27 protein-coding genes are annotated in these 26588 nt (G+C 65.9%); 13 read left to right on the forward strand and 14 right to left on the reverse strand.

What is annotated here, in order from left to right; all coding sequences use genetic code 11:
- Positions 1-3: 3 nt before the first annotated feature.
- The 3 genes from PNI01S_RS17465 to PNI01S_RS17475 all read right to left on the reverse strand — a co-directional run bounded on the left by PNI01S_RS17465 (position 4) and on the right by PNI01S_RS17475 (position 5933).
- Complete coding sequence (locus PNI01S_RS17465) at positions 4-2532, reverse strand: LuxR C-terminal-related transcriptional regulator (protein WP_024762708.1); 2529 nt, start codon at positions 2530-2532, stop codon at positions 4-6.
- Between the two features lie 196 nt (positions 2533-2728).
- Entirely contained in the window at positions 2729-4099 is a 1371-nt protein-coding gene (locus PNI01S_RS17470; protein WP_084358705.1) for a DUF1329 domain-containing protein, read from the reverse strand.
- A gap of 22 nt (positions 4100-4121) precedes the next feature.
- Entirely contained in the window at positions 4122-5933 is a 1812-nt protein-coding gene (locus PNI01S_RS17475) for a DUF1302 domain-containing protein (protein WP_024762706.1), read from the reverse strand.
- A 241-nt stretch (positions 5934-6174) separates the two neighbouring features.
- Between PNI01S_RS17475 and PNI01S_RS17480 the strand changes: the two genes are divergently transcribed.
- The 3 genes from PNI01S_RS17480 (at position 6175) to PNI01S_RS17490 (ending at position 8930) form a co-directional block, all read left to right on the forward strand.
- Positions 6175-6990, forward strand: coding sequence for an AraC family transcriptional regulator (locus tag PNI01S_RS17480; protein WP_037006572.1), 816 nt, complete (start codon positions 6175-6177; stop codon positions 6988-6990).
- A 113-nt stretch (positions 6991-7103) separates the two neighbouring features.
- Positions 7104-8525: an NAD(P)/FAD-dependent oxidoreductase gene (locus tag PNI01S_RS17485; protein ID WP_024762704.1), complete on the forward strand. Its 1422-nt coding sequence runs from the start codon at positions 7104-7106 to the stop codon at positions 8523-8525.
- A gap of 57 nt (positions 8526-8582) precedes the next feature.
- Positions 8583-8930, forward strand: a complete 348-nt coding sequence (locus PNI01S_RS17490; RefSeq protein ID WP_038803573.1) for a cupin domain-containing protein — start codon at positions 8583-8585, stop codon at positions 8928-8930.
- A gap of 186 nt (positions 8931-9116) precedes the next feature.
- Here PNI01S_RS17490 and PNI01S_RS17495 read toward each other — a convergent pair whose 3' ends face one another.
- The 5 genes from PNI01S_RS17495 to PNI01S_RS17515 all read right to left on the reverse strand — a co-directional run bounded on the left by PNI01S_RS17495 (position 9117) and on the right by PNI01S_RS17515 (position 13086).
- Complete coding sequence (locus PNI01S_RS17495) at positions 9117-9884, reverse strand: crotonase/enoyl-CoA hydratase family protein (protein ID WP_084358706.1); 768 nt, start codon at positions 9882-9884, stop codon at positions 9117-9119.
- Between the two features lie 124 nt (positions 9885-10008).
- Entirely contained in the window at positions 10009-10920 is a 912-nt protein-coding gene (locus tag PNI01S_RS17500; protein ID WP_024762702.1) for an SDR family oxidoreductase, read from the reverse strand.
- 112 nt (positions 10921-11032) lie between these two features.
- Positions 11033-11326 (reverse strand): hypothetical protein, encoded by a 294-nt coding sequence (locus PNI01S_RS17505; protein WP_024762701.1) that lies wholly within the window; start codon positions 11324-11326, stop codon positions 11033-11035.
- Between the two features lie 72 nt (positions 11327-11398).
- Positions 11399-12304: an alpha/beta fold hydrolase gene (locus tag PNI01S_RS17510; RefSeq protein ID WP_037015065.1), complete on the reverse strand. Its 906-nt coding sequence runs from the start codon at positions 12302-12304 to the stop codon at positions 11399-11401.
- Positions 12304-13086, reverse strand: coding sequence for a class II aldolase/adducin family protein (locus PNI01S_RS17515; RefSeq protein ID WP_024762699.1), 783 nt, complete (start codon positions 13084-13086; stop codon positions 12304-12306). Before PNI01S_RS17515 ends, PNI01S_RS17510 begins: the two co-directional genes overlap by 1 nt.
- A gap of 422 nt (positions 13087-13508) precedes the next feature.
- On the opposite strand from PNI01S_RS17515, the gene PNI01S_RS17520 reads away from it, so the two are divergent.
- A complete protein-coding gene (locus PNI01S_RS17520) occupies positions 13509-14222 on the forward strand; it encodes a WbqC family protein (protein WP_024762698.1) in 714 nt (237 codons plus the stop codon).
- Positions 14223-14225: 3 nt separating this feature from the next.
- On the opposite strand, the gene PNI01S_RS17525 is transcribed toward PNI01S_RS17520, so the two are convergent.
- Both PNI01S_RS17525 and PNI01S_RS17530 read right to left on the reverse strand, forming a co-directional pair.
- A complete protein-coding gene (locus tag PNI01S_RS17525; protein ID WP_064979867.1) occupies positions 14226-14912 on the reverse strand; it encodes an LrgB family protein in 687 nt (228 codons plus the stop codon).
- Complete coding sequence (locus PNI01S_RS17530; protein WP_024762696.1) at positions 14899-15276, reverse strand: CidA/LrgA family protein; 378 nt, start codon at positions 15274-15276, stop codon at positions 14899-14901. The genes PNI01S_RS17525 and PNI01S_RS17530 overlap by 14 nt, the downstream gene beginning before the upstream one ends.
- A 113-nt stretch (positions 15277-15389) precedes the next feature.
- On the opposite strand from PNI01S_RS17530, the gene PNI01S_RS17535 reads away from it, so the two are divergent.
- Positions 15390-16274, forward strand: a complete 885-nt coding sequence (locus tag PNI01S_RS17535) for a LysR family transcriptional regulator (RefSeq protein WP_084358707.1) — start codon at positions 15390-15392, stop codon at positions 16272-16274.
- A 10-nt stretch (positions 16275-16284) separates the two neighbouring features.
- Here PNI01S_RS17535 and PNI01S_RS17540 read toward each other — a convergent pair whose 3' ends face one another.
- Positions 16285-16791: a cupin domain-containing protein gene (locus PNI01S_RS17540; protein WP_231387821.1), complete on the reverse strand. Its 507-nt coding sequence runs from the start codon at positions 16789-16791 to the stop codon at positions 16285-16287.
- The gene (locus PNI01S_RS17545; RefSeq protein ID WP_065084521.1) at positions 16755-17210 is read right to left on the reverse strand and encodes a flavodoxin; all 456 of its coding nucleotides are present in this window, start codon (positions 17208-17210) and stop codon (positions 16755-16757) included. The genes PNI01S_RS17540 and PNI01S_RS17545 overlap by 37 nt, the downstream gene beginning before the upstream one ends.
- A gap of 144 nt (positions 17211-17354) precedes the next feature.
- On the opposite strand from PNI01S_RS17545, the gene folM reads away from it, so the two are divergent.
- The 5 genes from folM to PNI01S_RS17570 all read left to right on the forward strand — a co-directional run bounded on the left by folM (position 17355) and on the right by PNI01S_RS17570 (position 19836).
- Positions 17355-18080 (forward strand): dihydromonapterin reductase, encoded by a 726-nt coding sequence (gene folM / locus PNI01S_RS17550; RefSeq protein WP_084358709.1) that lies wholly within the window; start codon positions 17355-17357, stop codon positions 18078-18080.
- Between the two features lie 32 nt (positions 18081-18112).
- Entirely contained in the window at positions 18113-18673 is a 561-nt protein-coding gene (folE, locus tag PNI01S_RS17555) for a GTP cyclohydrolase I FolE (protein ID WP_065084520.1), read from the forward strand.
- Between the two features lies 1 nt (position 18674).
- A complete protein-coding gene (gene folX / locus PNI01S_RS17560; protein ID WP_017519088.1) occupies positions 18675-19046 on the forward strand; it encodes a dihydroneopterin triphosphate 2'-epimerase in 372 nt (123 codons plus the stop codon).
- Between the two features lie 139 nt (positions 19047-19185).
- Positions 19186-19485: a DUF1244 domain-containing protein gene (locus tag PNI01S_RS17565; protein ID WP_169889002.1), complete on the forward strand. Its 300-nt coding sequence runs from the start codon at positions 19186-19188 to the stop codon at positions 19483-19485.
- A 12-nt stretch (positions 19486-19497) separates the two neighbouring features.
- Positions 19498-19836 (forward strand): HopJ type III effector protein, encoded by a 339-nt coding sequence (locus PNI01S_RS17570; RefSeq protein ID WP_024762690.1) that lies wholly within the window; start codon positions 19498-19500, stop codon positions 19834-19836.
- A gap of 228 nt (positions 19837-20064) precedes the next feature.
- Here the strand turns inward: PNI01S_RS17570 and trxB are convergent, their stop codons facing one another.
- Positions 20065-21009 (reverse strand): thioredoxin-disulfide reductase, encoded by a 945-nt coding sequence (trxB, locus tag PNI01S_RS17575; protein WP_084358710.1) that lies wholly within the window; start codon positions 21007-21009, stop codon positions 20065-20067.
- 423 nt (positions 21010-21432) lie between these two features.
- Between trxB and PNI01S_RS17580 the strand changes: the two genes are divergently transcribed.
- From PNI01S_RS17580 to PNI01S_RS17590, 3 genes are all read left to right on the forward strand, one after another.
- A complete protein-coding gene (locus PNI01S_RS17580; protein ID WP_024762688.1) occupies positions 21433-23364 on the forward strand; it encodes a sensor domain-containing diguanylate cyclase in 1932 nt (643 codons plus the stop codon).
- 98 nt (positions 23365-23462) lie between these two features.
- A complete protein-coding gene (cysZ, locus tag PNI01S_RS17585) occupies positions 23463-24203 on the forward strand; it encodes a sulfate transporter CysZ (protein ID WP_024762687.1) in 741 nt (246 codons plus the stop codon).
- Between the two features lie 83 nt (positions 24204-24286).
- Positions 24287-25483: a glycosyltransferase family 4 protein gene (locus PNI01S_RS17590; RefSeq protein ID WP_084358711.1), complete on the forward strand. Its 1197-nt coding sequence runs from the start codon at positions 24287-24289 to the stop codon at positions 25481-25483.
- Between the two features lie 3 nt (positions 25484-25486).
- On the opposite strand, the gene PNI01S_RS17595 is transcribed toward PNI01S_RS17590, so the two are convergent.
- Entirely contained in the window at positions 25487-26446 is a 960-nt protein-coding gene (locus tag PNI01S_RS17595) for a DegV family protein (protein WP_024762685.1), read from the reverse strand.
- Positions 26447-26588: the final 142 nt, after the last annotated feature.

A 26588-nucleotide genomic window follows, 5' to 3' on the forward strand; every position in this document is an offset into this window, starting at 1 on the left:
GCCTCAGACCTTCAACAACCCCAATTCCTTCGCCCGCGCCACCGCCTGGGTGCGTCGCTCCACGCCGAGCTTGCCGTTGATCCGGCGCGCATGGGTCTTCACCGTGTGCAGGGAGATGTACAGCCGCTCGCCGATTTCCAGGTTCGAACACCCTCGGGCGATCAATTCCAGCACCGACAGCTCACGCAGGCTCAGCAGGTTGTGCGGGGCCATCTCGCCGGCATGCGGGCGCAGACCGAACAGGCCCGGCTGCCTGCGCTGGGTGTCGCGCAGGGTGGAGACCAGGCCGAAACGCTGGGCCAGAGCAACGCCCTCGTCCAGCGCGCTGCGCGCTTCGTCCAGGCTACCGGCGATGAAATGTGCTTCGGCCAGCGCCAGCCAGACGTCGCAGGCCAGGGTGTTGCGTCCCTGACGCAGCAGGTCAGGCAACATTGCCAGCAGCCTCTGCTGCGCGGCATCCACGTCGCCGTCGTAGAGCTCGGCCAGCGCTAGGTGGTGCTCGACCCGCAGGATCTGGTCCGGCGCCGCCGCCGGCGGGCAGAGAGAGTCGCTACGGTAGCGCGCAGCCACGCGTTGCAGGACCTCCCGCGCCGGCCCCGCCCGGTTCTGCCGCAGGTTCAACGCGCCGCTGGCGAGCAGCAGCGGCCCACGGTAGATGGGTTCCGGGACATGCTGCAGCTGCATCAGCCGCTCGACCTCGAGCAGGCGACTGAAGGCGCCGTCGGTGTCGCCGTCCAGCGCATCCAGCCAGGCCATACCGGTGAAGCCATAGATCGAGCTCGGGTCGTGGCTGCGGCGGGTTTCGTTCAACCCGGCAATGAACAGTTCGCGGGCCTCGTCGTCACGCCCCTGGCGAAGGCACAGCCAGCCGCGGCGCAGAGCAACACGGCCGGCCATGGCATTGCAGGTGATGCGCATCTCATCAAGGTATTCCTGCACCCGCGCCAGCAGCGCATCGGCCCGCTGCAGTTCGCCGCGCTGCTCCAGCCACTGGGCACGATCCAGTTCCAGCAGCGCTTCGAACGTGGTGCTGCCTTGCAGGCGCGCTCGCCGCAGCGCCTCGCGGTTGATCAGCCGTGCCTCGGCCAGGCGCCCTTCGGCCTGGGCCTGCTGGGTCAGCGCGGACAGGCAGATCAGGGTCTGCGCCCAGGCCTCCTCCGGCAGGTACGCCAATGCCTCGCGCAGTTGCTCGCGGGAGCCACGCAGGCCACGGGCATGGGTAAGCATGCCGTTGAGCCCTTGCCACTGAGCGATCAGCGCACGCTGGCGGTGCTCGCCGGGCATCGGCAGGAAACGATCGAAGCCGGCCAGCAGCGCTTCCACGTCATCCAGGCGACCGACGAACAACAGGGTCCAGGCGTTGAGGATGAGCAGGCGCGGAGTGCTGCACAGCAACTCCTCGGGCAGCGATTCGCGCAGTTGCAGCACACGCTCGACATTGCGACCGTGCAAGAGCTGCTCTTCGGTCAGGCGTTGCAGCAGGCTGGCAGAAACATCCGGCTGCTCGGCGTACAGAGAATGCTCGAAAGCCGAGTGGATCTCACCGCACTGGGTGAACCACTGGCAGGCGCGCCGATGCAGGGTCGCCGCCGGCCAGCGTGACAGGCTGGCCAGCGCCGTCGCGAGCATGGGTGCCACCTGGAACCAGTGCTGGGTGTTGTCCACCGCTTCGATCAGCACTCCCCAGGCTTGCAAGCCGTCCAGGCCAAGACCGGGCTCATCGAACAGGTAATCGCAGAGCTCGCGGTTGAAGCGGGCAATCTGCGCGAGGCCGCAAAGCGTCTCCGCCAGCTCTGCCGGCAGGCTCGCCAGGACTTCGCGTTGCAGGTAATCCTGCAGCAGGCCGTTGCCGGTCTCGGCGACCAGTGTAGCGCAGGGCGCGATGGGCTCATTGCCCAGGCTGAGCAGGCGAAGGCGCACGCCGGCGAACCAGCCATGGGTCGCGTCCTGCAGCGCCTGGCGCTGGGCCTGGGGCCACTCCAGGCCGGCGGTCTGCAGGTAGGCGTCCAGCTCGCCCTGGGTCAGGGCCAGGCTGCTGGCACCCAGCTCCAGCAGCTCGCCTTCGAGCAGCAGGCGGGTCAGGTTGCAGGCCGGGCGACGACGGCTGGCCAGCCACCAGCCGATCAGCGGAGAAGCGACGGCAAGCAGGCGGTCGAAGCAGTCGTCGAGAGCGGGATCGGGCGCGCGGGGATAGTCATCGAGCATCAGCCAGACCGGCTCGCTGGCGTTCTCCAGCCAGCTCGCCAGTGCCGCCTCGCCGGCCCAGGGCACGCCCAGTGCCTCGCCCAGCCGCTCGCAGAACTGCTCCGGCTGCAACGCCCTCCCTCCCAGCCCCAGCCAGACCACGCGAGTTCCGGTCGGTACCAGGCGTGCGCATTCGCTCATCAGCACCGTCTTGCCGCAACCGGGCGGCGCCACCAGCAGGCGCAAGCGGCACTCGGTGGCACTCAGGCTGGCGTGCAGCCGTTCGCGGGGCAGGTGCTGGCGGGGCAGGCGAGGCAGCGCCGCGCTGTGCTGGGCGATTGTCGACATGGGCTTCTTCCGGCCATTTGCAGGCCAGACTATGCCCGTGGGCAGAGCGGGCAAAGGACCATCAGCCAGACTCATGGGACGGTATAGCGCAGACTGCGCCCAGGCCCGAAGTAGAGGGCGCGCCGCTTGACCGCAGCGCAAAAAAAGAAACCCGGCATCCACCTGGAATGCCGGGGCCAAGGAGCGGACTGCGGGATCAGCGAACGCCGGCGTTACGCAGCGCTGCGGGGGTGAAGTCGGCCATGCTGGCCTTCTGGCCGAACTGATAGCCGCGCTTCTCTTCGTTGTTCAGGCCGAAGGTCACGTAGCGGCCGGCGAGGATGTCGTAGAGCGACTCAGCGGCGTAGCCGGTGGCGAGTTCGGTGTAGAAGGTCATCTCGTGGCCTTCACCGACGCGCCATAGCTGGCCGCGGCCGTCATACAGCTCGGACACGGCGATCTGCCAGCTGTCCTCGTCGAGGTAGAAATGCCGCTGGCCGTAGATGTTGCGCTCGCCGGACTTCAGGGTGCCGACCACTTCCCACACGCGGTGCAGTTCGTAACGGGTCAGGTCCTGGTTGATGTGACCCGGCTTGACGATGTCGTCGTACTTGAGGTCCGGCGAGTTCAGACGGTAGCTGTTGTACGGGATGTACATCTCGCGCTTGCCGACCAGTTTCCAGTCGTAACGATCCGGCGCGCCGGAGAACATGTCGTAGTTGTCCGAGGTGCGCATGCCATCGGAGGCGGTACCCGGACCGTCGTAGGCCACCTGCGGTGCACGGCGAACACGGCGCTGGCCGGCGTTGTAGATCCACGCCAGGCGAGGTTCCTTCACCTGGTCCAGGGTCTCGTGCACCAGCAGGACGTTACCGGCCAGGCGTGCCGGCGCCGTTACCTGCTGCTTGAAGTAGGTGAGGATGTTGCCGGTCTTGCCGGCGTCCTGGTCAGTCATGCTCTGCGGCACCGCGATCGATTCTTCGAAGCGGATCGGCGTGTAGCTGCCGTTGGTCTGCGGCACCACCTGTACTACCGTGCGGGAAATGTTACCGCCGTGGTAACGGGTCAGATGGTTCCACAGCGCTTGCACGCCGTTCTGCGGCAACGGGAAGGCGTAGTAGCGGCTCTTCTCGAAGTTCTCCAGGCCGTTGCCATCGTTGATCGGCTGGACGAACTCGGCGCTGCGTTTGATGGCGGCGTAGATGTCGTCGGGCAGCGCGAAGGTGCGGTGGGTCTTGTACACCGGGATCTTGTAGGTATCCGGGTAGCGCTTGAACATCGCCAACTGGCCGGCGGAGAGCTTGTCCTTGTACTGATCGGCGTTCTGCGCGGTGATGGTGAACAGCGGCTTCTCGTCGGCGAAGGGGTTGGAAAGGAAGCCCTTGCCGTCGAGTTTGCCGGCGGTGCGGGAGATGCCCCCGGTCCAGGCCGGGATGCTGCCGTCGGCGTTGCCTTCCTTCTGCGAGCCCATGGGCGTCAGGGTCGTACCCAGCTTGGCCACTTCGTCGGCGGACACCGCCGCCATCACGCCACCGGACAGCAGGCTCAGGGCCAGCGCGCCGCATTGGAGGATTCTTGTCGTTCTCATGTCGATTCCTTGAGCAGGCAGGTCAGAAGTTCACGCCGAAGCTGAGCGACAGGAAGTCCCGGTCGACGATGGTGTTGTAATCGCCGCCGAAGAAGTTCGTGTAGTTCAGACTCGCGGTGTAGGTGTTCTGGTAGTCCGCATCGATGCCGACGCTGGCCGCCTTGCTGCCTTCGTTGAAGACCGGGCCGTAACCGTGCACGTCGTGGGACCAGGCGATGTTCGGCTTGAGGTTCACCCCGGCGAAGACGTTGTTGTAGTCCCAGATGGCGCGGGCGCGATAACCCCAGGAGGACGAGGTGTAGAAGCCGCCGCTGCCATACTCGTTACGCGCGGTGGCGTTCTCCGGGACGCCGTAGACGGAGTCGCGGCCGTAGCGCTCGCCGACCTCATTGGTCATGCCACCCACGTAGGTCATGCCGACTTCGCCCACCAGGGTGAGGCGGTCCGCGCCCATGGTCTGGTCGAAGAAGTGGGTGAAGGTGGTCTGCGCCTGGGTCACTTCCTTGCGCACATAGCCGTGACTGACGCGGCCGGCCTGGGCCAGCGCACCGGCAGCGCCACCGCTGGTGAAGCCGCCGACCACGGTAGTGGCGAGCAATGGCGTCATGTCGGTGGTGTTGAGCTGCAGGGGCATGTTCGGCCGGTAGCTGATCTCGCCGTTCCACGCGGTGCCGGTGGGCAGGGTGGTGGAGAAGCTCAGGCCGTAGAGGCGGATGTCTTCCGGGTACTCGAGGAAGTAATTGCCGCGACCGAGCAGCAGCGGTTGTGCGAGTGCTGCACCACCCGGTACGGACAGCGCGCGGAGCACGTTGCCGATGTCGGCGGTGCCGGCGTTCTTCATGCTCACGATGGGCGTGCGGCTGTGGTAGTTCATGGCGTAGGCGCCGTATTCCACATCGCTGCCCAGCCAGCGCAGGGCCAGGCCCCACTGGCCCGAATCACGTGCGTCGCGGTCGGCGCCGCGCGGCACCATCAGGCCTTCGGGTGTGACGGTGACGCCCAGGGAATTGAGCAGCGCCTTGGTCGCCGGGGCGTTCAGCGAGTTGACCGTGGCCGGGTCGAGGATGTTGTAGTTGGTCTTGCAGCCGTCGGCCGCTACGTCGGTGGTGGAGAAGAAGGTGCCGCAGTTGTCGAGCACCGTCTGGTCCCACTCCAGCTGGTAGAAACCTTCGACGGACAGGCTGTCGGTCAGGCTCTGCGACAGGTAGAGCATGTTCACCGGGATCAGGCCTTCCTTGATTTCCGAACCAGGACGACGGAAGGCGGAGACGTCGATGGGGTTGATGGTGTTGATGCTGTTGCCGATGAAGGTACTCTCCCCCCAGCTCACCACCTGCTTGCCCAGGCGCACGGTGCCGGGCATGTCGGCAATCGCGTAGTTGTAGTAGCCGAAGGCATCGAGCAACTGGGCGCCGGAAGCCTTGGCGCCTTCCTTGCGGCCGTCGTCCGAAAGGTCTTTGAAGGCTACGCCTTCATCCTTCAGACGGAAGTCATACCAGTACTTGCCCCGGGTGAAGACGCCGAAGTCCCCGTACTTCAGCTCCAGGTCGTGGATGCCCTTGAAGATCTTCGAGAAGGTATGGCCCTTGCGGAAGTTCTGACGGCCATCGTCGTTGGTCTGGGTCATGCCGTGGCCGCCGTTGGCGGCCCCGATCAGGTCCTCTTTCGGACTCTGGGTACTCCAGCTGGCCCCCACGGACAGACTGGAATCGAACTGACCTTCGATCTCCCCGATATTGAAGTTGATTGCCTGAGCCTGGGTGGCGCATCCCAGGGCGACAGCAGTGGCGAGAAGTTGCGGTTGGAAGAATCCGCGCCTTGTTTTTGTTGTCATGCGGCTCTCCTGACGGTGTCTAGGTGGCCTTACCCTACTGAGCGACCTGACGGGGAGTAAGCGCTCCAAGGTGGTATTTGGCGTGTCGCCCGAAAGAGTGAATCCCCCCTCTGCCATGGGCTCTGGCGGGCGATATTGGCGCAAGCGATGACGGATCATCGAGACGATGGATAGTGCCTTGCGCCCGGCAGGTGCTTTTCCACTACCCGAGAAGCGCTGTCTGGGGCATCCTTAGCCCCCTATGCATGCCATCGACCAACGCCCGACCGACAGCCACCTGACCGAGCAGACCCGCGAGGTGGTGCTGCGCTACCATCAGTACTGGAAGCATCGCGACCTCGAAGCGGTGCTCACGCTGTATCACGCGCAGGTGCAGTACAACGACTTCTTCCAGAACCGCACCCTGGGCTACACCGACCTGCGCGACTACGTGCAGGCCACCATGCCCAGCCGCCCGGAAGAGTTCCTCGACCACATCGACCGCATCCGCGTGGACGGCGACACCGCCTTCATCCAGTACCGCATCGCGGTCACCTTGAGCGGCCGCCTGGCGACCTTCCACTCCAGCGAAGCGATCACCGTGCGCGACGGCCTGATCTGGCGCATCAACGAATATGCTTCGGTCGTGCGCGAAGGCGGCGAAAGCCGTCCACAGGCCATCGACCCGCGTCCGGCCACCAGCCGCCTGGGCCTCTCGCCGCGCCAGCTCAGCCAGTTGGCCAGCGACCTGGAGGACTACTTCAGCAAGAGCCAGCCGTACCTGGCGCCGGACCTGGACCTGACCCAGGTGGCCACTGCCACCGGCTACACGCGCAACCAGATTTCCTACCTGCTCAACCAGGTGATGGGCCTGAGCTTCTACCAGTACGTCAACCAGACCCGCCTGACCCACCTGCTCAGCCAGCTGCGCCCGCCGCTGCCTTCGCGCATCGACGAACTGGCCTTCTCCGCCGGCTTCAACTCGCTCTCGGCCTTCTATCGCTGCTTCCGCCAGCAGACCGGCCAGTCTCCCCGCGAGTATCTGAAACGCCTGCGCGAGGAACAGGCAGAGGCCTGATGCGCCCCTGCCGGCGGGTACGCGAGCAATCCTCGCGTACCCGCGCGCACGACAGAACCCCGCGCCAAATCTAGGCTTGCCGACATTCCCCCTTCTTCCTTTTGGAGTCGTCTATGTCGGCATGGCGTCATATCAGTCTGTGGATGAACCAGCTGGACGATGATCTCGTCCCGCGGCCATCCCTGCAGGGCACCCTGGACGTCGATGTGGCCATCGCCGGCGCCGGCTACACCGGTTTGTGGACTGCCTATTACCTGAAGCTGCGCGCGCCGCAGCTGAAGATCGCCATCGTCGAGGCCGAGACCGCCGGCTTCGGCGCATCCGGTCGCAACGGCGGCTGGCTGATGGGCAACATGCTCGGCGAAGACCGTCTGCTCGCCGGCCTGTCGCCCGAGCAGCGCCGCGCGTCCTACGACCTGCTGCACGACATTCCCGATGAAGTGGCCCGCGTCCTCGACCGCGAAGGCATCGACTGCGACTACCGCAAGGCGGGGGTGCTCTACACCGCCGCGCGCTACCCGGAGCAGGAAACCCGTCTGCGCGACTACCTCAAGCATCTGCACAGCGAAGGCCTGACCGAGGACGACTACCGCTGGCTGAGCAAGAGCGAGCTGGCCGAACAACTGCGCATTCCGAGCGCGCTGGGCGCCATCCACACCCCGCACTGCGCCACCATCGACCCGGCCAAGCTGGTGCGTGGCCTGGCCCGCGCGGTTGAACGCCAGGGTACGCAGATTTTCGAGAAGAGCCGCGTCACGCATTGGGCACCCGGCCTGCTGCGCACCGAGCAGGGTGAACTGAAAGCACAATGGGTGGTGCCGGCCATCGAAGGCTACGCCGCCGACCTGCCCCCGCTGGGCAACTACCAGCTGCCGGTGCAGAGCCTGCTGGTGGCCACCGAGCCGCTGCCCGAATCGGTCTGGGCGGAGATCGGCCTCGACAAGGGCCAGGCCTTCAGCGAATTCAGCCGCCAGGTCACCTACGGCCAGCGCACCCCGGACAACCGCCTGGCCTTTGGCGCGCGCGGCGGCTACCGCTTCGGCGGCAAGCTGCGCAACGACTTCAGCCTGACCAATGATGAAGTGGAGCTGCGCCGCTACCTGTTCAGCGAACTGTTCCCGCAATTGAAGGACGTGCGCATCACCCACACCTGGGGCGGCAACCTGGGCATGTCGCGGCGCTTCCACCCGCACATGCTGGTCGACCGCCGCAACGGCATCGCCCTCGCCGGCGGCTACGGCGGTGAAGGCGTCGGCGCCACCAACCTGGGCGGCCGCACGCTGGCCGACCTGATCCTCGGCCAGGACAGCGCCCTCACCCGCCAGCCCTGGGTCATCAACGACCGCAGCGTGCAGGACGGCCTGCGCGGCTGGGAGCCGGAACCCTGCCGCTGGATCGGCTACAACGCCATCATCCGCAGCTTCGTGCACGAGGACGATGTATTGGCGAACCCGAACAGCGCGCCCTGGCGTCGCCGGCTGGCGGAGAAGGTCGCCGCCAGCATGGAAAACCTGATGACCTGGAAGGTCGGCTGATTCGCCGACCTCTTCTGAATAGCCAGTCCCCGAATAGAAATCCCACTGGAGCCCCGTATGAAACTGACCCACCTGAAAGACACCCTGCACGCTCAACTCGGTGAGGCGAACCCGGTCGCCGTGCCCCTGGGCGAGCCGATTTCCGAGACCCGCGTGGAATCTGTTGAGCGTCCGGACGGCGTGGAAACCGGCATCTGGGAATGCACCCCCGGCCGCTGGCGCCGCCAGATCGTCGAGCAGGAGTTCTGCCACTTCATCTCCGGCCGCGGCACCTTCACCCCGGACGGCGGCGAGCCGATCGCCTTCCAGGCCGGCGACGCCTTCCTCCTGCCGCAGAACAGCCTCGGCATCTGGGACATCCAGGAAACCACGCGCAAGACCTACGTGATCATCGAGCGCGATTGATCGATCTGTTGGGGTGATGGGAAGCCCCGGCACTCGGGCTTTCCCTCTCCTCAGCTGCCTGGAGCCATGCGCAACGCGGTGTAAGCCAGTATTTGTAGGAGCGCGCTTGCTCGCGAACGGACTTACCGGCAGGACCAGCGCTGACCGGGTTCGCGAGCAAGCTCGCTCCTATCGTCAGAATCCCTGTCAGAACTCCCCGTGCCGCCCCGCTCCGCCGGCAAAGCGCTTCGCCCCGTCCACCGTCTCGCCGCTTTCGATCACCGCCATTCCACCCTGGAATTCGTTGGCCAGCGCCACGTCGAACGACAGCTCCCATTGCGCGAACACGCTCGCCCGGTCGGCCAGCATGCAGCTCTGCGGAAAATCGGCGATCTCCCGCGCCAGCTCTTCCGCCGCCTCCAGTGCCGTGCCGGTGGCCACCACACGGTTGGCCAGGCCCATGGCGAAGGCTTCCTGGGCGCCCACCGGGCGGCCGGTGAGAATCAGGTCCAGCGCCCTGCCCTGGCCGACGATCCGTGGCAAACGCACAGTGCCGCCATCGATCAAGGGCACGCCGAAGCGTCTACAGAAAACCCCACAGACCGCGTCCTCGGCCATCACCCGCAAGTCCGCCAGCAGCGCCAGCTCCAGGCCGCCCGCCACGGCGTAGCCCTCGATGGCGGCGATCAATGGCTTGGACAACTGCATCCGGCTCGGCCCCATGGGGGCATCACCTTCGGTTTCCAGTCGGTTGCGTCGCTCACCGCCCTCCGCCAATGCCCCCAGGTCAGCGCCGGCACAGAAGTTCCCGCCGGCACCGGTGAGCACGGCGACGCGGGCTTCGCCGTCCTGTTCGAACTCGCGCAGGGCATCGGCCAACGCCTGGGCAGTGGGCAGGTCCACAGCGTTACGCACCGCAGGGCGGGCGATGACCAGGGTGGTCACCGGGCCGTTCTTCTGGATTATCACGCTCATGGCGAACTCCTCGAGCCTGGAAGCGGAAAAGCGAAGGGCCGGCATTCAGCCGGCCCTTTCACCTTACTGCGTTCACCGCCCCGGAACAGCCCCGCTGGCGGTTCCGCCGGTCAGGCTGACCGGATCAGCTGACGTATTTCTGCAGGTTCGCCATCATTTCGCGCAGCGCCTCGACGTTGTCCTTCGGATGCGCGGCATTCTCGAAGTCGCAGATCTGCGCGAAGTTGGCCGCCACGTCCTCGACGCTGAAGCCCTTGCGCGGGTCGAAGCCCACGCCCAGGCTGCGCTCCCAACGCACCTTGCCGATCCAGCCACCACCCACTTCGAACAGGCCGGAGGTTTCCTGACAGGCCTCGCTGCCCAGGTACACCACCAGCGGGCTGACCAGCTCGGGCTTGAGCTGCTCGAATACCTGCGGCGGGATCAGGCCTTCGGTCATGCGGGTGCCGCCGGTGGGGGCGATGGCGTTGACGAAGATGTTGTTCTTGCGGCCTTCGATGGCCAGGTTGCGGGTCAGGCCGTAGAGGCCGAGCTTGGCCATGCCGTAGTTGCTCTGGCCGAAGTTGCCGTAGATGCCGGAGGTGGACGAGGTGAAGATCACGCGGCCATAGCCCTGCTCGCGCATGAACGGCCAGGCGGCACGGGTCACCTTGTAGGCGCCCTCGACATGGACCTTGTAGACCAGGTCCCAGTCGGCGTCTTCCATCTTGTGGAAGGTCTTGTCGCGCAGGATGCCCGCGTTGTTCACCACCACGTCGATGCGGCCGAATTCCTCGACGGCCTGGCGCACGATCTTCTCGCCATCGGTCACCGAGTCGTGGTTGGCGATGGCGATGCCACCGGCTTCGCGGATTTCGGCGACCACGCGGTCGGCGGCCGAGGCATTGGCGCCTTCGCCATGGGTGCTGCCGCCCAGGTCGTTCACCACCACCTTGGCGCCGTACTTGGCGAACAGCAGGGCGTGGGCACGGCCGATGCCGCCACCGGCTCCGGTAACGATCACGACTTTTCCGTCGAAGTGCAGGGCATCACTCATGATTGGGGCTCCAGACAGGATGGTTTTTCATCAAGTGTCCGGCAGTCACGATCCGGTCACAACCAAGACGACCGCGGCTGAATGGTGCCCGATAAGGCCAGGGGATGATCCGTCAGCGCATGGGCATGTTCAGGTTGCCGCGCGGGCCGAGCTTGAACAGCCACCAGTCGTACTCGCTCCAGAACAGCACCAGCCCCACCGCCGCAAGCATCGCCAACGCAGCGCCAGCGGCAGGCGCCCAGTGCTGCAGGAGCCAGGCGTAGTAACAACCGGCCGCGCTGGCCGCCAGCAGCAGCAACAGCAGCGGAATGGCGATCCAGACGAAGTCCTGGCGCATGTGCAGCAACACCCGGTAGCGCAGCGAGCCTTGCGGCTGGCGGACGGGAATGACGGATCTGAGTGGCATGTTAGCGGCCTCCGGCGGAACAAAGCCGGGGAAGCTACCGCTGCCACTCAGCGTGTGCCTATCAGCCAGTTCCTAATCTACGGGCGGATCAGTCCGTACCTGCTCGGCACGCTCCTGTCGAAAGGCCAGATAATGCCGCAGTACCTGCTCCGGCGCCTCGACCTGCGGGTAATGGCCGATCCCGGGCAACTCCACCGTATCGGGATGCGGTATCAGTTCGCGATAGCGCACCACCATGTGCGCGCCGGAGATCGGGTCCTCCGGTCCGTCAATCAGCCGCAGCGGCACGTCGGTGCGCTGCATCGCCCCGACCCAACGCTCACGGTGCTCGCGACGGTCGAGAATGTAGTGGATGAGCCGGTGCATGACTTTCGGCCCGTCGTTGTGGCGGATCAGTTCCCAGAAGGTATCCAGTTCCGCTTCGGACGGTTGCGTACCAGGGCCGAACACCTTGGCGAAGTTCTGCGCCAGTCGCCGGCGATCGAAGAGTTTGCCGAAGAAACCACCCAGCGGGCTGAGCAGGAGCTTCTGCGACAGCACGGCGCGATGAGTCTCCGGAAACAGCCCGCCATTGAGGAAGGCCAGCGAAGCCAGCTTGAAAGCTCCCTCTTCGTGCCGCGCCAGCAGCTCCTGGCCGACGCTGTTGCCGTAGTCGTGCACCAGCAGGTGCACCGGTTCCTGCACACCCAGGTGCTCCAGCAGCGCCTGCTGCAGGTCGGCCTGTTCGAGGATGCGGTAGTCGTGCCCCGCGGGTTTGGCGGAGTCGCCGAAGCCGAGCATGTCGCAGGCGATAACCCGGTAGCGCTCGGCCAGTGGCTGCCAGAGGAAGTGCCAGTCCCAGGATGCCGTGGGAAATCCGTGGATCAACAGCAGCGGAGCGCCGCTGCCGGCGCTCCAGTACCTGATCGGGTGGCCACGGAAGGTGAAGTCGCAGCCCTGCGCGCGCCAGTCGCGCAGAGTGATGCCGGCCAGCGCCATCAGTCGCGGTAGCCGGGGTTCTGCAGGTCGAGCTTGCGCAGCAGTGCCGGCCAGGCCAGCGCGCCGCCCATGCCCTGCTTGCTCTTGGTAACGGCTGCAGCCATGGCGCGGGCGCCATCGAGGATCTGCTGCGGAATCATGATCAACTCGGCGCCGCCGCCCTGAGCCAGCACCTGGATCTCGCAGGCGCGCTGCAGGGTGAACATCATCAGGAAGGTGTCGGCAATGGTCGCGGAGCAGGTCAGCAGGCCATGGTTGGGCAGGATCATGAAGTTGGCTTCGCCCAGGTCGGCCTGCAGCCGCGCCTTCTCGTCATGGTTCAGCGCAACACCTTCATAGCCGTGGTAGGCCAGGCTGGAGAGGACGAACAGCGACTGCTGGGAGATCGGCAGCAGGCCCTGCTTCTGCGCGGAAACGGCGATGCCGGCGGCAGTGTGGGTGTGCAGGACACAGGCGACGTCGTGGCGCACATCATGGATGGCGCTGTGGATGGTGTAGCCGGCCGGGTTGATGTCGTAGGGGCTGTCCATCAGCTTCTTGCCCGAGGCATCCACCTTCACCAGGCTCGACGCGGTGATCTCGTGGAACATCATGCCGTAGGGGTTGATCAGGAAGTCCTCGGTGCCGGGGACCTTGGCCGAGATATGGGTGAAGATCAGGTCGTCCCAGCCCTGCAGGGCGATCAGGCGGTAGCAGGCGGCGAGGTCCACGCGGGTCTGCCATTCGGCGGCGGAGACCTGGTCCTTGACGTTCACGGTGGGCAGCGGATGAGCGGCGTGCATGGTCGGTAGCCTCTTCGTTGTTGTTGTTCGATGGCGCAGTCTAGTCAGCAGCGCGGCGAAGCGACTGTCACGGAACTGACAGTTGCCTCTGCCACTGTCTGGCGAATGTTCCCCCATAAGCGCGGACCGATGAGCCGCCTTGCGCGGCGAGTCTCACCACCTATAGTGGGCGAAGTTGCACTGAGCGGCGCCAGCGGGACCCGGCGCACCGGCAACTCCTTCCAAAGGCGCTATCCAGACAGTGCGGCAGCCAGATCGCAGGTCCGGGCTGGCGGAAGCGTGCTCGTTTGCCGCCCTGCCCCCGACGCCTGATCCGGCGCTTTCGGTCCACCTGGAAACATTTCGCAATATCTTTGGCAACATTCCGCAGCAGTACCTGGGAGTCGGGAGGAGACTCCAGTTCGGCCAACGAGGCAGCCGACGTGAAACGAACCGCCATCATGCAGCCCTACTTCTTTCCTTACCTGGGCTACTTCAGCCTGATCAAGCACACCGACCTGTTCGTCCTGTTCGATACCGTGCAGTACATCCATCACGGCTGGATCGAGCGCAACCGCATCCTCAAGCAGCAGGACGGCTGGCTGTACATCCGCGTGCCGCGGATCAAGCACCACCGCGAGACACTGATCAAGGACGTGCGCCTGGACAACAGCCAGGACTGGCGGCGCAGCCTGTTCTCGCAGTTGGACGTGTACCGCAAGGTGGCCCCTTACTACCGCGATGTGCGGGAGATGATCGCCGCCTCCCTGGACCATCCGTTCGAAGACATCGTCTCGCTGAACAAGACCACCCTGGAGGCAACCTGCGCCTATCTGGGCTTCCCCCGGCAGATGCCGGTGCTTTCGCGCATGGACCTGCCGATGGAGCGCCCGAAAGCGCCGGACGAATGGGCGCTGAACATCTGCAAGGCACTGGGCAGCGTGGAGGAATACTGGAACCCGCCAGGCGGCCAGAGCTTCTTCGACCGCCGCAAGTACGACGCTGCCGGGCTGACGCTGCGCTTCCAGGAGCCCAAGCTGGTGCCCTACGAGCAGAAGCGGCCGACCTTCGAGGCCGGCCTGTCGATCATCGATGTGATGATGTTCAACTCCCCCGCCGACACCTCGCGCATGCTCGATGCCTACGAGCTCAGCTGAGCCTTACAGGCACCAGGCCAGGACCGGGGCCATCAGCAGGTTGAACAGCCCGGTCAGCACCATCAGCAGCCCCGCCGCCGAACCTTCCTCACCGCCGAACTCATAGGCCCGACTGGTACCCGCGCCGTGGGCGCCAACGCCCAGCAGCGCGCCACGGGCCAGGGCGGAGCGCAGGTGCAGCATTTTCATCAGCACGCCGCCGATCAATGCGCCAAATACCCCGGTGATCATCACGAAAGCTGCCGTGAGCGCCGGCACGCCGCCCAGGTCGTGGGACATCTCCATGGCAAAGGGCGTGGTGATCGAGCGCGGAATCAGCGACAGCGTTACCTGGCCATCCAGCGCCAGCGCGTGGGCCAGCGCCCAGGAACTGCCGATGGCCATGGTCGAGCCGGCCAGCATGCCGGTCAGCAGCGCCGGCCAGTGGCGTGCGAGCAAGGCGCGCTGCTGCCAGATCGGAATGGCGAACGCCACGGTGGCCGGGCCGAGCAGCGCCACCAGCCAGCTGGTGTCGCGGGCGTAGTCGGCGTAGCGGGCCTGCATCGGGATCGCCAGGGCGAACAGCAGCACCGGCACGAAGACGATGGGCGACAACCAGTACTGCTGGAAACGGCGGTAGAGGGTACGGCTGAGCAGATAGCCGCCCAGGGTCACGGCCAACCAGAACAGCGCTTGCTTATCGAGGCTCATGGCGCGAACTCCTGTTGCACATCCATTCCACCGCCAGGGCGGTGGAGAGCATCACCATCACGGTACTGGCGGTGATCACCAGCAGAATCTTCCAGCCTTCGCTGCGCAGCAGCGGGCCGTAGTCCAGCAGGCTCATCAGGGCGGGGATGAAGAACAGCAGCATCTCCGCCAGCAACAGGCCAGCGCCACCCTGCAACAGCGCCGGGCGGATCGCCCCGCAGGCGAACAGCACCAGCAGCAGCGCCAGGCCGATCACCCCGCCGGGCAGCGGCAGCCCGGTGAGCGTGGCAACCCAGCCGCCGATCCACCAGAAGGCGACCAGGACGGCGAGTTCGAAAATCAGGCGGGCGGCGCGGCGAAACATGGCGGCGATCTCGATGCGTTGAGTGGATGAATAAATCGGTTGGGAATGGCGCAAAGCCTACTCCCGCGCCTATCATCCCCAAAGCGAATAGATCGAATCGGAACCATTCCAGAATGGAATTCAAGCAGCTGCGCACCTTCGCCGAAGTGGTGCGCCACGGCAGTTTCACCCAGGCGGCGGTGCACCTGAACGCAAGCCAGTCGGCGGTGAGCAAGCAGGTCGCGCAGCTGGAGCAGAGCCTGCGCGTACAACTGCTGGAGCGCAGCGGCCCGCACATCCGTCTGACGGCCGCCGGCGAAGTGGTACTGCGCCGCGCCGAGGACATGTTGCGTCTGCGCCGCGAGCTGCATACCGAACTGGACGACCTCACCCACCTGCACCGCGGCGAACTGCGCCTTGGGTTACCGCTGCTGGGCGCCGACGCGCTGTTTGCCGGGCGCTTCGCCGAGTACCGGCGGCGCTACCCGAACATCGACGTGCACCTGATCGAGGGCGGCAGCAAGACCATGGAGGAAATGGTCCGCAGCGGCGAACTGGAACTGGGCGGCGGCCTCACGCCGGACGAGCCCGGCTTCGACTGGCAGCCATTCTGCAACGAGCCGCTGGACGTTCTGTTGCCGGCCGATCATCCGCTGGCATCGCGGGAAAGCCTGGAACTGGTGGAACTGTCCGACACGCCCTTCCTGCTCTACCAGCAGAGCTTCACCCTCAACGACCGCCTGCTGCGCGCCTGCCGCGAAGTCGGCTTCGAGCCCAAGGAAGGCGGGCGCAGCGGCCAGGCGGACTTCCTCGGCGCGCTGGTCGCTGCCGGCCAGGGCGCGGTACTGCTGCCCCGCGTGGTAGCGAAGGACCTGGAGCGGCCGGGCCTGGTGCGCGTACTGCTGAGCCAACCGGACCTGCGCTGGGACATCAGCTTCATCTGGCGGCGCGACGCCTACCTGTCGAATGCGGCGAAGGCCTGGTTGGCGTTGATGATCGAGATGCCGTTGCATCCTTAGTGAAGCGGGTTCAGAGCAGCTCGGGAAACTCGCCGGCCAGCTTCGGCCAATCCCGTAGCGCCTGCTCATCATCGGCAAGCAACTGGAACCCGGCGAACTCGAATGCCGGCGACACGGTACACCCCACCAGCACGTAGTCTCCCAGGCAGCGCGCCGCCTGCCAGGCATGGGCGGGCACGGCGCGTTGCGGCAGGCTGCCCTCGCCCACCGGGCCGAGGGTTTCGATGCGCACGACAGACTCCGGAGCGTCGGCGATCAGCAACTCCAGCGGCGAGCCTTCGTGGAAGTGCCAGAGCTCGTCGGCATCCACGCGGTGCCAGCGGCTGACGGTTCCCGCCGGCAGGAGGAACAGGATGGCCGACGATTGCGGCCGGCCATCGGCGCCCTTCAGCCGCGACTCGAACACACGTCGGTAGAAGCCGCCCTCGGGGTGCGGGGCGAGTTGCAGTGTGTCGATCAGCTGGCTGGCGCGGGGATGCATCAGGCCTTCAGCGCGGCGATGAATTCGCCCAGCCATGGCTCGGAGTCGGTCTCCTGGTCCACCGTCTCGCTGCCGTCCAGGCGCAGCATCGGCACCACTTCCCGTACGCCCAGCTCGGCGAACAGTTCACGCACCTGCTCCCCACCACCGCAGTAGGTGTCGCCATAGCTGGAATCGCCCAGCGCCAGCACGCCGCCGGGGCAACCGCGCCATTGCGCGGGCAGGCGATCACGGATGGCATGGAACAGGGGCTGGAAGCTGTCCGGCAGATCGCCCATGCCAGTGGTGGAAGTCACCACCAGGAAGGCTTCGGGAGAAAAATCGAGCACCGCATCCAGGGTGGCGCGCGGGTCGAACCAGGCCTCGAAGCCGGCGGCCTCGAGCAGGCGCTTGGCGTGACGGGCGACTTCTTCGGCGGTGCCGTAGACCGATCCGGACAGGATGGCGACTTTCATGTTCACTCCCACAAGGCAAGACAAGGCCGCCCATTATGCCCCATCCGTGCCGCACCGCGCCGGGGCTGGTATAGTTTTGCCCTACCCGGCCGCTCGGACATTGTCCATCGCGGCGCTTCCCCTGTGGATTTTCGCGAGGCGTGCATGGGCCAGACCCCAGCCCCCATCCTGATTACCGGCGCCAGCCAGCGCATCGGCCTGCATTGCGCGAAACGCCTGCTGCAAGACGGCCAGCCGGTCATCGCGACCTATCGCCAGGAAAAACCCGGCATCGCCGAACTGCGCGAACTGGGCGCCACCTGCCTGCACGCCGAACTGGCCGACGAGGCCGGCATCCAGGCCTTCATCGACGAGCTGAAGTCCCGCACCGACCGGCTACGTGCGATCATCCACAACGCCTCGGCGTGGATCGCCGAGCAGCCCGGCGAAGAGGCGCAGGCCTTCGAGTCGCTGTTCCGCGTGCACATGCTCGCGCCCTACCTGATCAACCTGCGCTGCGCCGAACTGCTCGAGCGCGACGCCGCCGGGCGCGGCGCCCCGGCCGACATCATTCACCTCAGCGACGACGTCGCCCGCAAGGGCAGCGCCAACCGCATCGCCTACTGCGCCAGCAAGGCCGGCCTGGACAACCTCACCCTGTCCTTCGCCGCCAGCCTCGCACCGCGCATCAAGGTCAACGGCATCGCGCCGGCACTGATCATGTTCAATCCCGGCGACGACGCCGAGTACCGCGCCCGCACCCTGGCGAAATCCGCCATGGGCATCGAGCCCGGCCCGGATGTGATCTACCAGAGCGTGCGCTACCTGCTCGACAGCCCCTACGTGACCGGCACCACCCTGACCGTCAACGGCGGCCGGCACCTCAAATGACCCGCCCGGTGCGGGCGCGAGGAACTCCCACCATGATTGAAGACCTGTCTCACCACTACCGTGAGATTCTCAAGGGGCTCGGCGAAGACCCGACCCGCGAGGGCCTGCTGGACACCCCCAAGCGCGCTGCAAAGGCCATGCAGTACCTCTGCCACGGCTACGCACAGACGCTGGACGAGATCGTCAACGGCGCGCTGTTCGCCTCGGACAATGACGAAATGGTCATCGTCAAGGACATCGAGCTCTACTCGCTGTGCGAACATCACCTGCTGCCCTTCATCGGCAAGGCCCATGTGGCGTACATTCCCACCGGCAAGGTGCTGGGCCTGTCGAAAGTGGCGCGCATCGTCGACATGTTCGCGCGTCGCCTGCAGATCCAGGAAAGCCTGACCCGGCAGATCGCCGAGGCCGTCCAGCAGGTCACCAGCGCCGCTGGCGTGGCGGTGGTGATCGAGGCGCAGCACATGTGCATGATGATGCGCGGGGTGGAGAAGCAGAACTCGGTGATGAACACCTCGGTGATGCTCGGCGCCTTCCGCGAATCGACCAACACCCGCCAGGAATTCCTGCAACTGATCGGACGGAGCAAGTGAAATGACGCAACTGCAGCCGGGCATGGCGCGGATCCGGGTCAAGGACCTGCGCGTACGCACCTACATCGGCATCAAGGAAGAGGAAATCCTCAACAAGCAGGATGTGCTGATCAACCTCACCATCCTCTATCCGGCCGGCGACGCGGTGCAGGTCAACGACATCGACCACGCGCTGAACTACCGCACCATCACCAAGGCGATCATCGCCCACGTCGAGGAAAACCGCTTCGCCCTGCTGGAGCGCCTGACCCAGGAGCTGCTCGACCTAGTCATGGCCAACCCGGCGGTACGCTATGCCGAAGTGGAAGTGGACAAGCCCCACGCCCTGCGCTTCGCCGAATCGGTGTCGATCGCCCTCGCCGCCCAGCGCTGACACCTTTGTTGCATCCCTGCACGCCCGTGCCAGTCGGCCAACGGGCGTTGCTGGCAGATCGCCCGCCTCTTAGAATCTCGCCAGCCCCGCCATGCGCCTCCGATGCGCCCTTGTTGAGAGACCTGCCATGACCGAGCCGATGACCCTGACCGACGAGCAGCGCACCGAACTGGAAGCCGCCGCGTTCCGCACCCTGGTGCAGCACCTGCGTACCCGCAAGGATGTGCAGAACATCGATCTGATGAATCTTGCCGGGTTCTGCCGCAACTGCCTGTCCAAGTGGTACAAGGCCGCGGCGGACGATATGGGCCTGCCTGTCAGCCCGGATCAGGCCCGCGAAGAGATCTACGGCATGCCTTACGCCGAATGGAAGGCCAAGTACCAGACGGAAGCGACCCCTGCCCAGCAGACGGCCTTCGACAACGCGAAGAAACACTAAGAGTTTGCCTTGATGACCCTCACCGATTTTCGCGTGCGCCTGCGCAGCGAGCAGCACCTGTTCACCGACACCCTGGCGTACATCGCCGAGCACTACAGCTATAGCCCCAGCGCCTTCACCAACGGCAGCGTGGAAAACCCCGCCGGGCAGAACGAGGGCTCCTGCAAGACCCTGGGCTTCGCCATTCTCGAAGGCCTGAGCCAGGAAGAGAGCCTGCTGGCGTTCGGCGAGCACTACCGCGCCGTGCGCGAGCACCCCGAAGGCACCGATCACGCCAATATCCGCGCCCTCCAGGTGACTGGACTGGCCGGCGTCAACTTCGAGCGCCAGCCGCTGTCGCGCCGCGGCTGAGGCTACTCGCTCGATGCAAAAGCCCCGCCGATACGGGGCTTTTTCTTGGGCGATCCAAATGCCCAACGGCGCGAAACCCGGTTGTGGGAGCGAGCTTGCTCACGAAGCTGCAAAGCATCGTGCCAAGCGGTCCGCGAGCAAGCACGCTGCGCGAAAAGCGCCCCCTAGCCAGGCAGAAAAAGGCCCCGCAAAGCGGGGCCTCTTCCTGCACGCCGGCTCTTCGGGCCGTTACAGGGAATCCAGGTAGCGCTCGACGTCCAGCGCGGCCATGCAGCCGGCGCCGGCGGACGTGATCGCCTGGCGGTAGACATGGTCGGCCACGTCGCCGGCGGCAAACACGCCGGGGATGCTGGTCGCCGTGGCATTGCCTTCGCGGCCGCCGTTGACCACCAGGTAGCCGTCCTTCAGCTCAAGCTGACCTTCGAACAACGAGGTGTTCGGCGTGTGGCCGATGGCGACGAACAGGCCGTCCACCTTCAGTTCCGAAGCCTCGCCATCGTTATGGCGCAGGCGCACGCCGGTGACGCCCATGGCATCGCCCAGCACCTCTTCCACCTGGGCATTCAGGCGCAGTTCGATCTTGCCCTCGGCGACGCGGGCACGCAGCTTGTCCTGCAGGATCTTCTCGGAACGGAAGCTGTCGCGGCGGTGCACCAGGGTCACCTTGCTGGCGATATTGGCCAGGTACAGCGCCTCTTCCACGGCGGTATTGCCGCCGCCCACCACCGCCACTTCGCGGTTGCGGTAGAAGAAGCCGTCGCAGGTGGCGCAGGCGGACACACCCTTGCCCATGAACGCCTCTTCCGACGGCAGGCCGAGATAACGCGCACTGGCGCCGGTGGCGATGATCAGGGCATCCGCGGTGTAGGTGCCGCTGTCGCCCTTGAGCACGAACGGCTTGCCGGCCACGTCGACGCCATGGATATGGTCGAAGACGATCTCGGTCTCGAAGCGCTCGGCGTGTTCCTGCATGCGCTGCATCAGCGCCGGGCCGGTCAGGCCATGGGGGTCGCCCGGCCAGTTGTCGACTTCGGTGGTGGTGGTCAGTTGGCCGCCGGCCTGCATGCCGGTGATCAGCAGCGGCTTGAGGTTGGCGCGGGCGGCGTAGACCGCAGCGCTGTAACCCGCAGGCCCCGAACCCAGAATGATGACGCGCGCGTGACGATCGGACATGACAGCCTCCAGTGCTCGGGTGAAGAGCGGGATGCAAAAGAAAAGGGAGCTGCCAAAGCACCAGGGGGAAGGTTGGGAGGGCGGCAGCTCCACTGAAAGGTTTCTTGCGCGGACCGCACGGCCCGGAGACTGAGGACAATGCGGTGTGACCTGAGTCACGGATCGCATTGTCCCGCAGAACTCCGGAAAACCCTTGAGATAAGTCAGGGATTTCCGCGGTCGCCCTGCGCTCCTTGAGATAAGTCAGGGAGTGTCGGATCGACCCTCGAACTCGTTCGATACCAGATGGCGCGCAGCTTACCAACGCCGCAGCGTCCTGCTGAAATGCCCAATCTCAATGCCCCCCATAGGCTGCCCCTATGTAGCGGGCAGCCACTGCACCTGTGTCTAGACTCAAGCAAACCAGAGGTCACCCGGACCACCATGAACCTTCGCGCCCGCCTGCTTTGGCTGTGCCTGCCCCTGTTCGTCGCGAGCCTCGCAGGGGTCTGGCTGCTGTCGGACATGATCCTGCTCGACCGCTTCGACCGCGGGGACCGCCAGCGCCTGGCCGACGAGGTACGCATCGTCCACAACCGCATCGCCTACGAGAAGCAGCGCAACCTCGACATCGTCCATAGCTATGCCTGGTGGGACGCCAGCTACCAGTTCATGCGCCTGCCGCAGGCGCGCTTCGTCGAGGACAACCTGGACCAGGACCTGCTGGGCATCCTCGGCTTCGACTATGTCCTGTTCGTCGACCGCACCGGGCACATCCTCGCCCAGCAATGGAAGCTCGACGAACTGGCCCGGCGCTTCCCCGGCCAGCCGGTGCCCGGCACCACCCGGCTGCGCGACGGCATCCTGCGCACCGCGCTGGAACTGGGCGCGCTGGATATCGATGGCGACCCGCGCCACAGCCTGGACCAATTGCTGCAAATCGAAGGCGTCCCCCAGATGCTGCTCAGCTATCCCATCAGCAATACCGCGGGTACCGCCGAGCCGGCCGGTGTGGTCATCGCTGGCGTGCTGCTCGACAGCGCGCGCATGTACAACCTGCAGACCCAGATGGGCGCAAGCCTTCGCCTGGCCCAGGATCCGGTGCAGAACAAGGATTGGCGCACCCTGAACATCCCCACCGGGCGCGGTGCCACCCTGCTCAGCTCGCGGCATCTGCTGGACGGGAACAGTCAGCAGATGTCCCTGCTCTATCTCGACTCCCGCGGCCGGCCGCAACTGCGCCTGGAACTGACCAGCCCGCGGCCGCTGTACCAGCAAGGCCGGCAGTCGGTCAGCCTGTTCCTCTACCTGACCCTGGCCCTGCTCGGCGGCGCCATCCTGCTCGCCTACGTGGCCCTGGAGCTGCGGATCATCCGCCGGGTCAGCAGGATGAACCGCGAAGTGGCGGTCATCGGGCAGGACCGCACCGCCCTGCGCCTGAGCCCACAGGGGACGGACGAACTGGGCCAGCTGGCCAACGAGATGAACCGTACCCTCGATCGCCTGGCGCAGAGCGAAGCGCGCGATCGGGCCATCCTCGATGCCATCCGCGATGGCTACTTCGAGATGGACACCCGGGGCATCATCCGCACCGTCAACCCAGCACTGTGCCGGATGCTCGACTACGCCGCCGACCAGCTCAACGGCCAGCACTTCGGCATCCTCCTGCAGGAGGAGGACTATCACCGTGCCCAGAGCCTGTACGACAAGGTCCGCGACGACGAGCAGGAAACCACCTTCTCCGCCCCGTTCAAGCGCCGCGATGGTCGGCTGGTGAGCTGCGAAACGCGGCTCTCGGCGATCCGTGATGGACAGGGTGGATTCCAGGGCTTCCGCGGCATCCTGCGCGACATCAGCGAGCAGGTGGCCTACCAGAAGCAGCTGATCAACCTCGCGTACCGAGACACGCTGACCGCACTGGGCAACCGCAAAGCCTTCAACGAGCAATTGCAGCGCGCCATCGTGCACAGCAATCGGGTGGCCCTGCTGTACATCGACCTGGACCGCTTCAAGCAGGTCAATGACCGCTTCGGCCATGCCATCGGCGATGCGCTGCTCAGCACCGTCGGCGAGCGCATGCGCGGCAGCCTGCGCCAGCCGGACCAGGCCTTCCGCCTGGGCGGCGACGAATTCGCCGTGCTGCTGGAAAATGCCCAGCCGGATCAGGCCGAAGCCCTTGGCATGCGCCTGCTGGGTGTACTCGGCGCCGAGTACCGCCTGGGCGGCCAGGTCATCGACTTCGTCACCCCCAGCATCGGCATCGCCTTCTACCCGCAGGACGCCGCCGATGCCGACGCCCTGACCCGCGCCGCCGACATCGCCATGTACCAGGCCAAGCAGGAACGCAACCGCTGTTATCGCTACACGGTCGCCTGAACGCGCGGCTGCGATGCACATACCCGGCAAAACAGACGGCTCGCCGGGCCTTCGCCGGGTCTGCTAAGGTCGCCTACGGTTCAACCCTGGAGAGTCCGATGTCCACCCTGAGCGGCCCGCAATACCTCGGCGAAGGCCTGAAACTGATGATGCGCCCCGGCCTGCGGCTGTTCGTCCTGCTGCCCCTGAGCATCAACATCCTGCTGTTCGTCGGCCTGATCGGCTTCGCCATCAACCAGTTCAGCCACTGGGTCGACTGGCTGATGCCGACCCTGCCGGACTGGCTGAGCTTCCTGCAGTTCATCCTCTGGCCGCTCTTCGTCGCGCTGGTCCTGCTGATCGTGTTCTTCACCTTCACCATGATCGCCAACATCATCGCCGCGCCCTTCAACGGCTTCCTGGCGGAGAAGGTCGAAGTCGTGGTGCGCGGCACCGACGACTTTCCCGAATTCAGCTGGGGCGAGCTGATGGCCATGGTGCCGCGGACCATCGGCCGCGAGCTGCGCAAGCTCGGCTATTTCCTGCCACGCGCCATCGCGCTGTTCATCCTCAGCCTGATCCCCGGCCTGAACCTGATCGCTGCACCGCTGTGGCTGATCTTCGGCGTGTGGATGATGGCGGTGCAGTACATCGACTACCCGGCGGACAACCACAAGCTGGGCTGGAACGAGATGCTCGCCTGGCTGCGCAGCAAGCGCTGGGCCTGCATGGGCTTCGGTGGCATCACCTACCTGGCGCTGCTGATCCCGCTGGTCAACCTGGTCGCCATGCCCGCCGCCGTGGCCGGCGCCGTGCTGTTCTGGGTGCGCGAGGGTGGTGAGAAGGCGCTGGTGAAGTAACCCGCCGCCGCGCCTGAGCGGCTGTCACCTATCGATCATCGCATTGTCATCGGCGCGCCACCGCGCGCCGGGACACTGCGAGCATGACCACGATTCCCCTGCGCATCGCGCTGATCAGCGAAACCTTTCCGCCGGAAATCAACGGCGTGGCCAACACCCTCGGCCGGCTGGCCTCAGGGCTGTTGCTTCTCGGACACCAGATCCAGGTCGTCCGCCCGCGCCAGCAGAGCGACGAAGGCCGACACAGCGATGGCGAGCTGGTGCTGACCCGTGGTTGGCCGCTGCCCGGCTACCCTGGCCTGCAATGGGGCCAGTCGTGCCTGCACAAGCTGCTGCGCCACTGGAAACGCACCCGCCCGGATGTGCTCTACATCGCCACCGAAGGCCCCCTCGGCCTCGCCGCCCTGCGCGCCGCCCGGCGCCTGAAAATCCCGGTGATCAGCGGTTTCCACACCAATTTCCAGCAGTACAGCGCGCACTACGGCTTTGGCCCGCTGATGCGCCTGGTGACCCTGTACCTGCGCTGGTTCCACAACCGCACCCAGCAGACCCTGGTGCCCAGCGCCAGCCAGTCCATGGAGCTGCAGCGGCGCGGCTTCGAGCGCCTGGCGCAGCTCTCGCGCGGCGTCGACAGCCAACTGTTCAACCCGGCCCGCCGGGACGAAGCGCTGCGTCGCGAATGGGGCCTGGGCGAACGGGATATCGCCGTGCTGCATGTCGGCCGGCTGGCAGCGGAGAAAAACCTGTCACTGCTGGGCAGCAGCTTCCGCGCCCTGTGCGCCGACCACCCGCAACTGAAACTGCGCCTGGTGATAGTCGGTGACGGCCCCCAGCGCGCGCACCTGCAGAGGGAACTGCCCGAAGCGCTGTTCTGCGGCCTGCAGCGTGGCGAGGAACTGGCCCGACACTATGCCAGCGGCGACCTGTTCCTGTTCCCCAGCCTGTCGGAAACCTTTGGCAATGTGGTGCTGGAGGCGCTGGCCTCAGGGCTGGCGGTGGTGGCCTTCGACCAGGCGGCCGCCGGCCAGCACATCCGCCACGGGCACAACGGCGTACTCGGTGTTCCGGGCGAGAGCCAGAGCTTCTTCGAAGCAGCGAGCTGGCTGCTGGCGGACCCGGAGCGTTTGCGCCGGGTGCGCCTCAACGCTCGTCACCACGCCATCCACCAGGCGTGGGACACGGTGGTCGAGCGCTTCGCGGGCTATCTGCAGGAAGCCTGCCGCGCGGGCCTGCCGGGGAAGAACTCCGGCGGCCTGGGTCACCCTGAAACCCACAAGTAGCGATCAGGCGAAGGGCTTGGGCTCGGCGGCGAAGGACAGGCTCATGGCGCCGGCGCCGAGGTTGATGCCGCCGGTGGGGCTGAGCATCGCCAGGTGCACCTGCACGCCCTTGGCCTGGCAGGCCGCTTCCAGCGCGGCGAAGCCCGGCAGGTCACGCAACGCGGAAGGATCGCCGGCATAACTCAGGCTCATCTGCGGCGCCAGCAAGTCGCCCGCCTCGACCCGCGAGCGGGCGAAATTGAGCAGGCGCTCGGCGGATTTCTCGTAGTTGGGCGAAACCGAGACGGGCTTGTCCTCGCCCTGCACCAGGCTCAGCACCGGCTTCATGTCGAGCATCGAACCCAGGCCGAGGAAGGCGCCACGCAGGCGGTCGCCGATGCTGCTGCGGTCGCCCTTCTGGAAGCCACGGCGGCGGATGTGCCCCAGGTCGCTGGCGACCAGGAAGGTGTTCATCTGCTGGCTGAGCTGCTCCAGGCGGGTGCGCACGGCGTTGGGGTGCTGATCTTCGCCGAGCAGGCGCACGCCTTCGGCGGCCAGCACGGCCAGGCCGGCGAACACGGTCTGGCTATCGATCACCCGCAGCGCGAAGGGCCCGGCGATGCCGGCGGCGGCGCGGCGCTCCTTATAACTCTGCAGGAGGCTGAAGGAGGCCTGGGTGGCGTTGTCGAAGATCGGGCTGCGCTGGCTGCTGACGGTCAGGCAGATCACATAGTCGAAATCGGTGACCAGCTTTTCCAGAAACCAGTCGTGGGTCTGCGCCGGCGTCAGCGGCTCGCTGCCGTCCTCGGGGCCGACCTTGGGCAGGTCCTGGGAATAAAACTTCAGGGTGGTGTCGGGATCGCGGTCATCGACGATGCGACGCTCGCCCACACGGATACCGATGGGGAGGACGCGAATGTTATGGGCAGCAAGGAATTCGGGGGGAAGGTCGCAGGTTGCATCGACTACCAAGCCGATCCGCATGACTTACTCCTATGGCCGTCTCCCGGCCTATTGTTGTGTGAACGCGTTCATACTCTGCCCGTTTCGGACTGGGAAGTCAGCATGCGGAAAGGTGGGTCTCGGAAAAGATTTGTAAACGCCTGGGACGGTGCTTTCAGACCAT

The sequence above is a fragment of the Pseudomonas nitroreducens NBRC 12694 genome (assembly GCF_002091755.1).
GTDB lineage: Bacteria > Pseudomonadota > Gammaproteobacteria > Pseudomonadales > Pseudomonadaceae > Pseudomonas > Pseudomonas nitroreducens.

Excerpts from the sequence above, each read along its gene's own strand:
- PNI01S_RS17465 (WP_024762708.1), bottom strand. The coding sequence starts at position 2,532 with ATGTCGACAATCGCCCAGCACAGCGCGGCGCTGCCTCGCCTGCCCCGC.
- PNI01S_RS17530 (WP_024762696.1), bottom strand. The coding sequence starts at position 15,276 with ATGTTTCGCCGCGCCGCCCGCCTGATTTTCGAACTCGCCGTCCTGGTC.
- PNI01S_RS17500 (WP_024762702.1), bottom strand. The coding sequence starts at position 10,920 with ATGAGTGATGCCCTGCACTTCGACGGAAAAGTCGTGATCGTTACCGGA.
- PNI01S_RS17590 (WP_084358711.1), top strand. The coding sequence starts at position 24,287 with ATGACCACGATTCCCCTGCGCATCGCGCTGATCAGCGAAACCTTTCCG.
- PNI01S_RS17510 (WP_037015065.1), bottom strand. The coding sequence starts at position 12,304 with ATGGCGCTGGCCGGCATCACTCTGCGCGACTGGCGCGCGCAGGGCTGC.
- PNI01S_RS17495 (WP_084358706.1), bottom strand. The coding sequence starts at position 9,884 with ATGAGCGTGATAATCCAGAAGAACGGCCCGGTGACCACCCTGGTCATC.
- folE (WP_065084520.1), top strand. The coding sequence starts at position 18,113 with ATGATTGAAGACCTGTCTCACCACTACCGTGAGATTCTCAAGGGGCTC.
- PNI01S_RS17505 (WP_024762701.1), bottom strand. The coding sequence starts at position 11,326 with ATGCCACTCAGATCCGTCATTCCCGTCCGCCAGCCGCAAGGCTCGCTG.
- PNI01S_RS17535 (WP_084358707.1), top strand. The coding sequence starts at position 15,390 with ATGGAATTCAAGCAGCTGCGCACCTTCGCCGAAGTGGTGCGCCACGGC.
- PNI01S_RS17525 (WP_064979867.1), bottom strand. The coding sequence starts at position 14,912 with ATGAGCCTCGATAAGCAAGCGCTGTTCTGGTTGGCCGTGACCCTGGGC.
- PNI01S_RS17595 (WP_024762685.1), bottom strand. The coding sequence starts at position 26,446 with ATGCGGATCGGCTTGGTAGTCGATGCAACCTGCGACCTTCCCCCCGAA.
- PNI01S_RS17545 (WP_065084521.1), bottom strand. The coding sequence starts at position 17,210 with ATGAAAGTCGCCATCCTGTCCGGATCGGTCTACGGCACCGCCGAAGAA.
- PNI01S_RS17485 (WP_024762704.1), top strand. The coding sequence starts at position 7,104 with ATGTCGGCATGGCGTCATATCAGTCTGTGGATGAACCAGCTGGACGAT.
- folM (WP_084358709.1), top strand. The coding sequence starts at position 17,355 with ATGGGCCAGACCCCAGCCCCCATCCTGATTACCGGCGCCAGCCAGCGC.
- folX (WP_017519088.1), top strand. The coding sequence starts at position 18,675 with ATGACGCAACTGCAGCCGGGCATGGCGCGGATCCGGGTCAAGGACCTG.
- PNI01S_RS17515 (WP_024762699.1), bottom strand. The coding sequence starts at position 13,086 with ATGCACGCCGCTCATCCGCTGCCCACCGTGAACGTCAAGGACCAGGTC.
- PNI01S_RS17470 (WP_084358705.1), bottom strand. The coding sequence starts at position 4,099 with ATGAGAACGACAAGAATCCTCCAATGCGGCGCGCTGGCCCTGAGCCTG.
- PNI01S_RS17540 (WP_231387821.1), bottom strand. The coding sequence starts at position 16,791 with ATGGCTGGGCGAATTCATCGCCGCGCTGAAGGCCTGATGCATCCCCGC.
- PNI01S_RS17480 (WP_037006572.1), top strand. The coding sequence starts at position 6,175 with ATGCATGCCATCGACCAACGCCCGACCGACAGCCACCTGACCGAGCAG.
- trxB (WP_084358710.1), bottom strand. The coding sequence starts at position 21,009 with ATGTCCGATCGTCACGCGCGCGTCATCATTCTGGGTTCGGGGCCTGCG.
- PNI01S_RS17490 (WP_038803573.1), top strand. The coding sequence starts at position 8,583 with ATGAAACTGACCCACCTGAAAGACACCCTGCACGCTCAACTCGGTGAG.
- PNI01S_RS17570 (WP_024762690.1), top strand. The coding sequence starts at position 19,498 with ATGACCCTCACCGATTTTCGCGTGCGCCTGCGCAGCGAGCAGCACCTG.
- cysZ (WP_024762687.1), top strand. The coding sequence starts at position 23,463 with ATGTCCACCCTGAGCGGCCCGCAATACCTCGGCGAAGGCCTGAAACTG.
- PNI01S_RS17580 (WP_024762688.1), top strand. The coding sequence starts at position 21,433 with ATGAACCTTCGCGCCCGCCTGCTTTGGCTGTGCCTGCCCCTGTTCGTC.
- PNI01S_RS17475 (WP_024762706.1), bottom strand. The coding sequence starts at position 5,933 with ATGACAACAAAAACAAGGCGCGGATTCTTCCAACCGCAACTTCTCGCC.
- PNI01S_RS17565 (WP_169889002.1), top strand. The coding sequence starts at position 19,186 with ATGACCCTGACCGACGAGCAGCGCACCGAACTGGAAGCCGCCGCGTTC.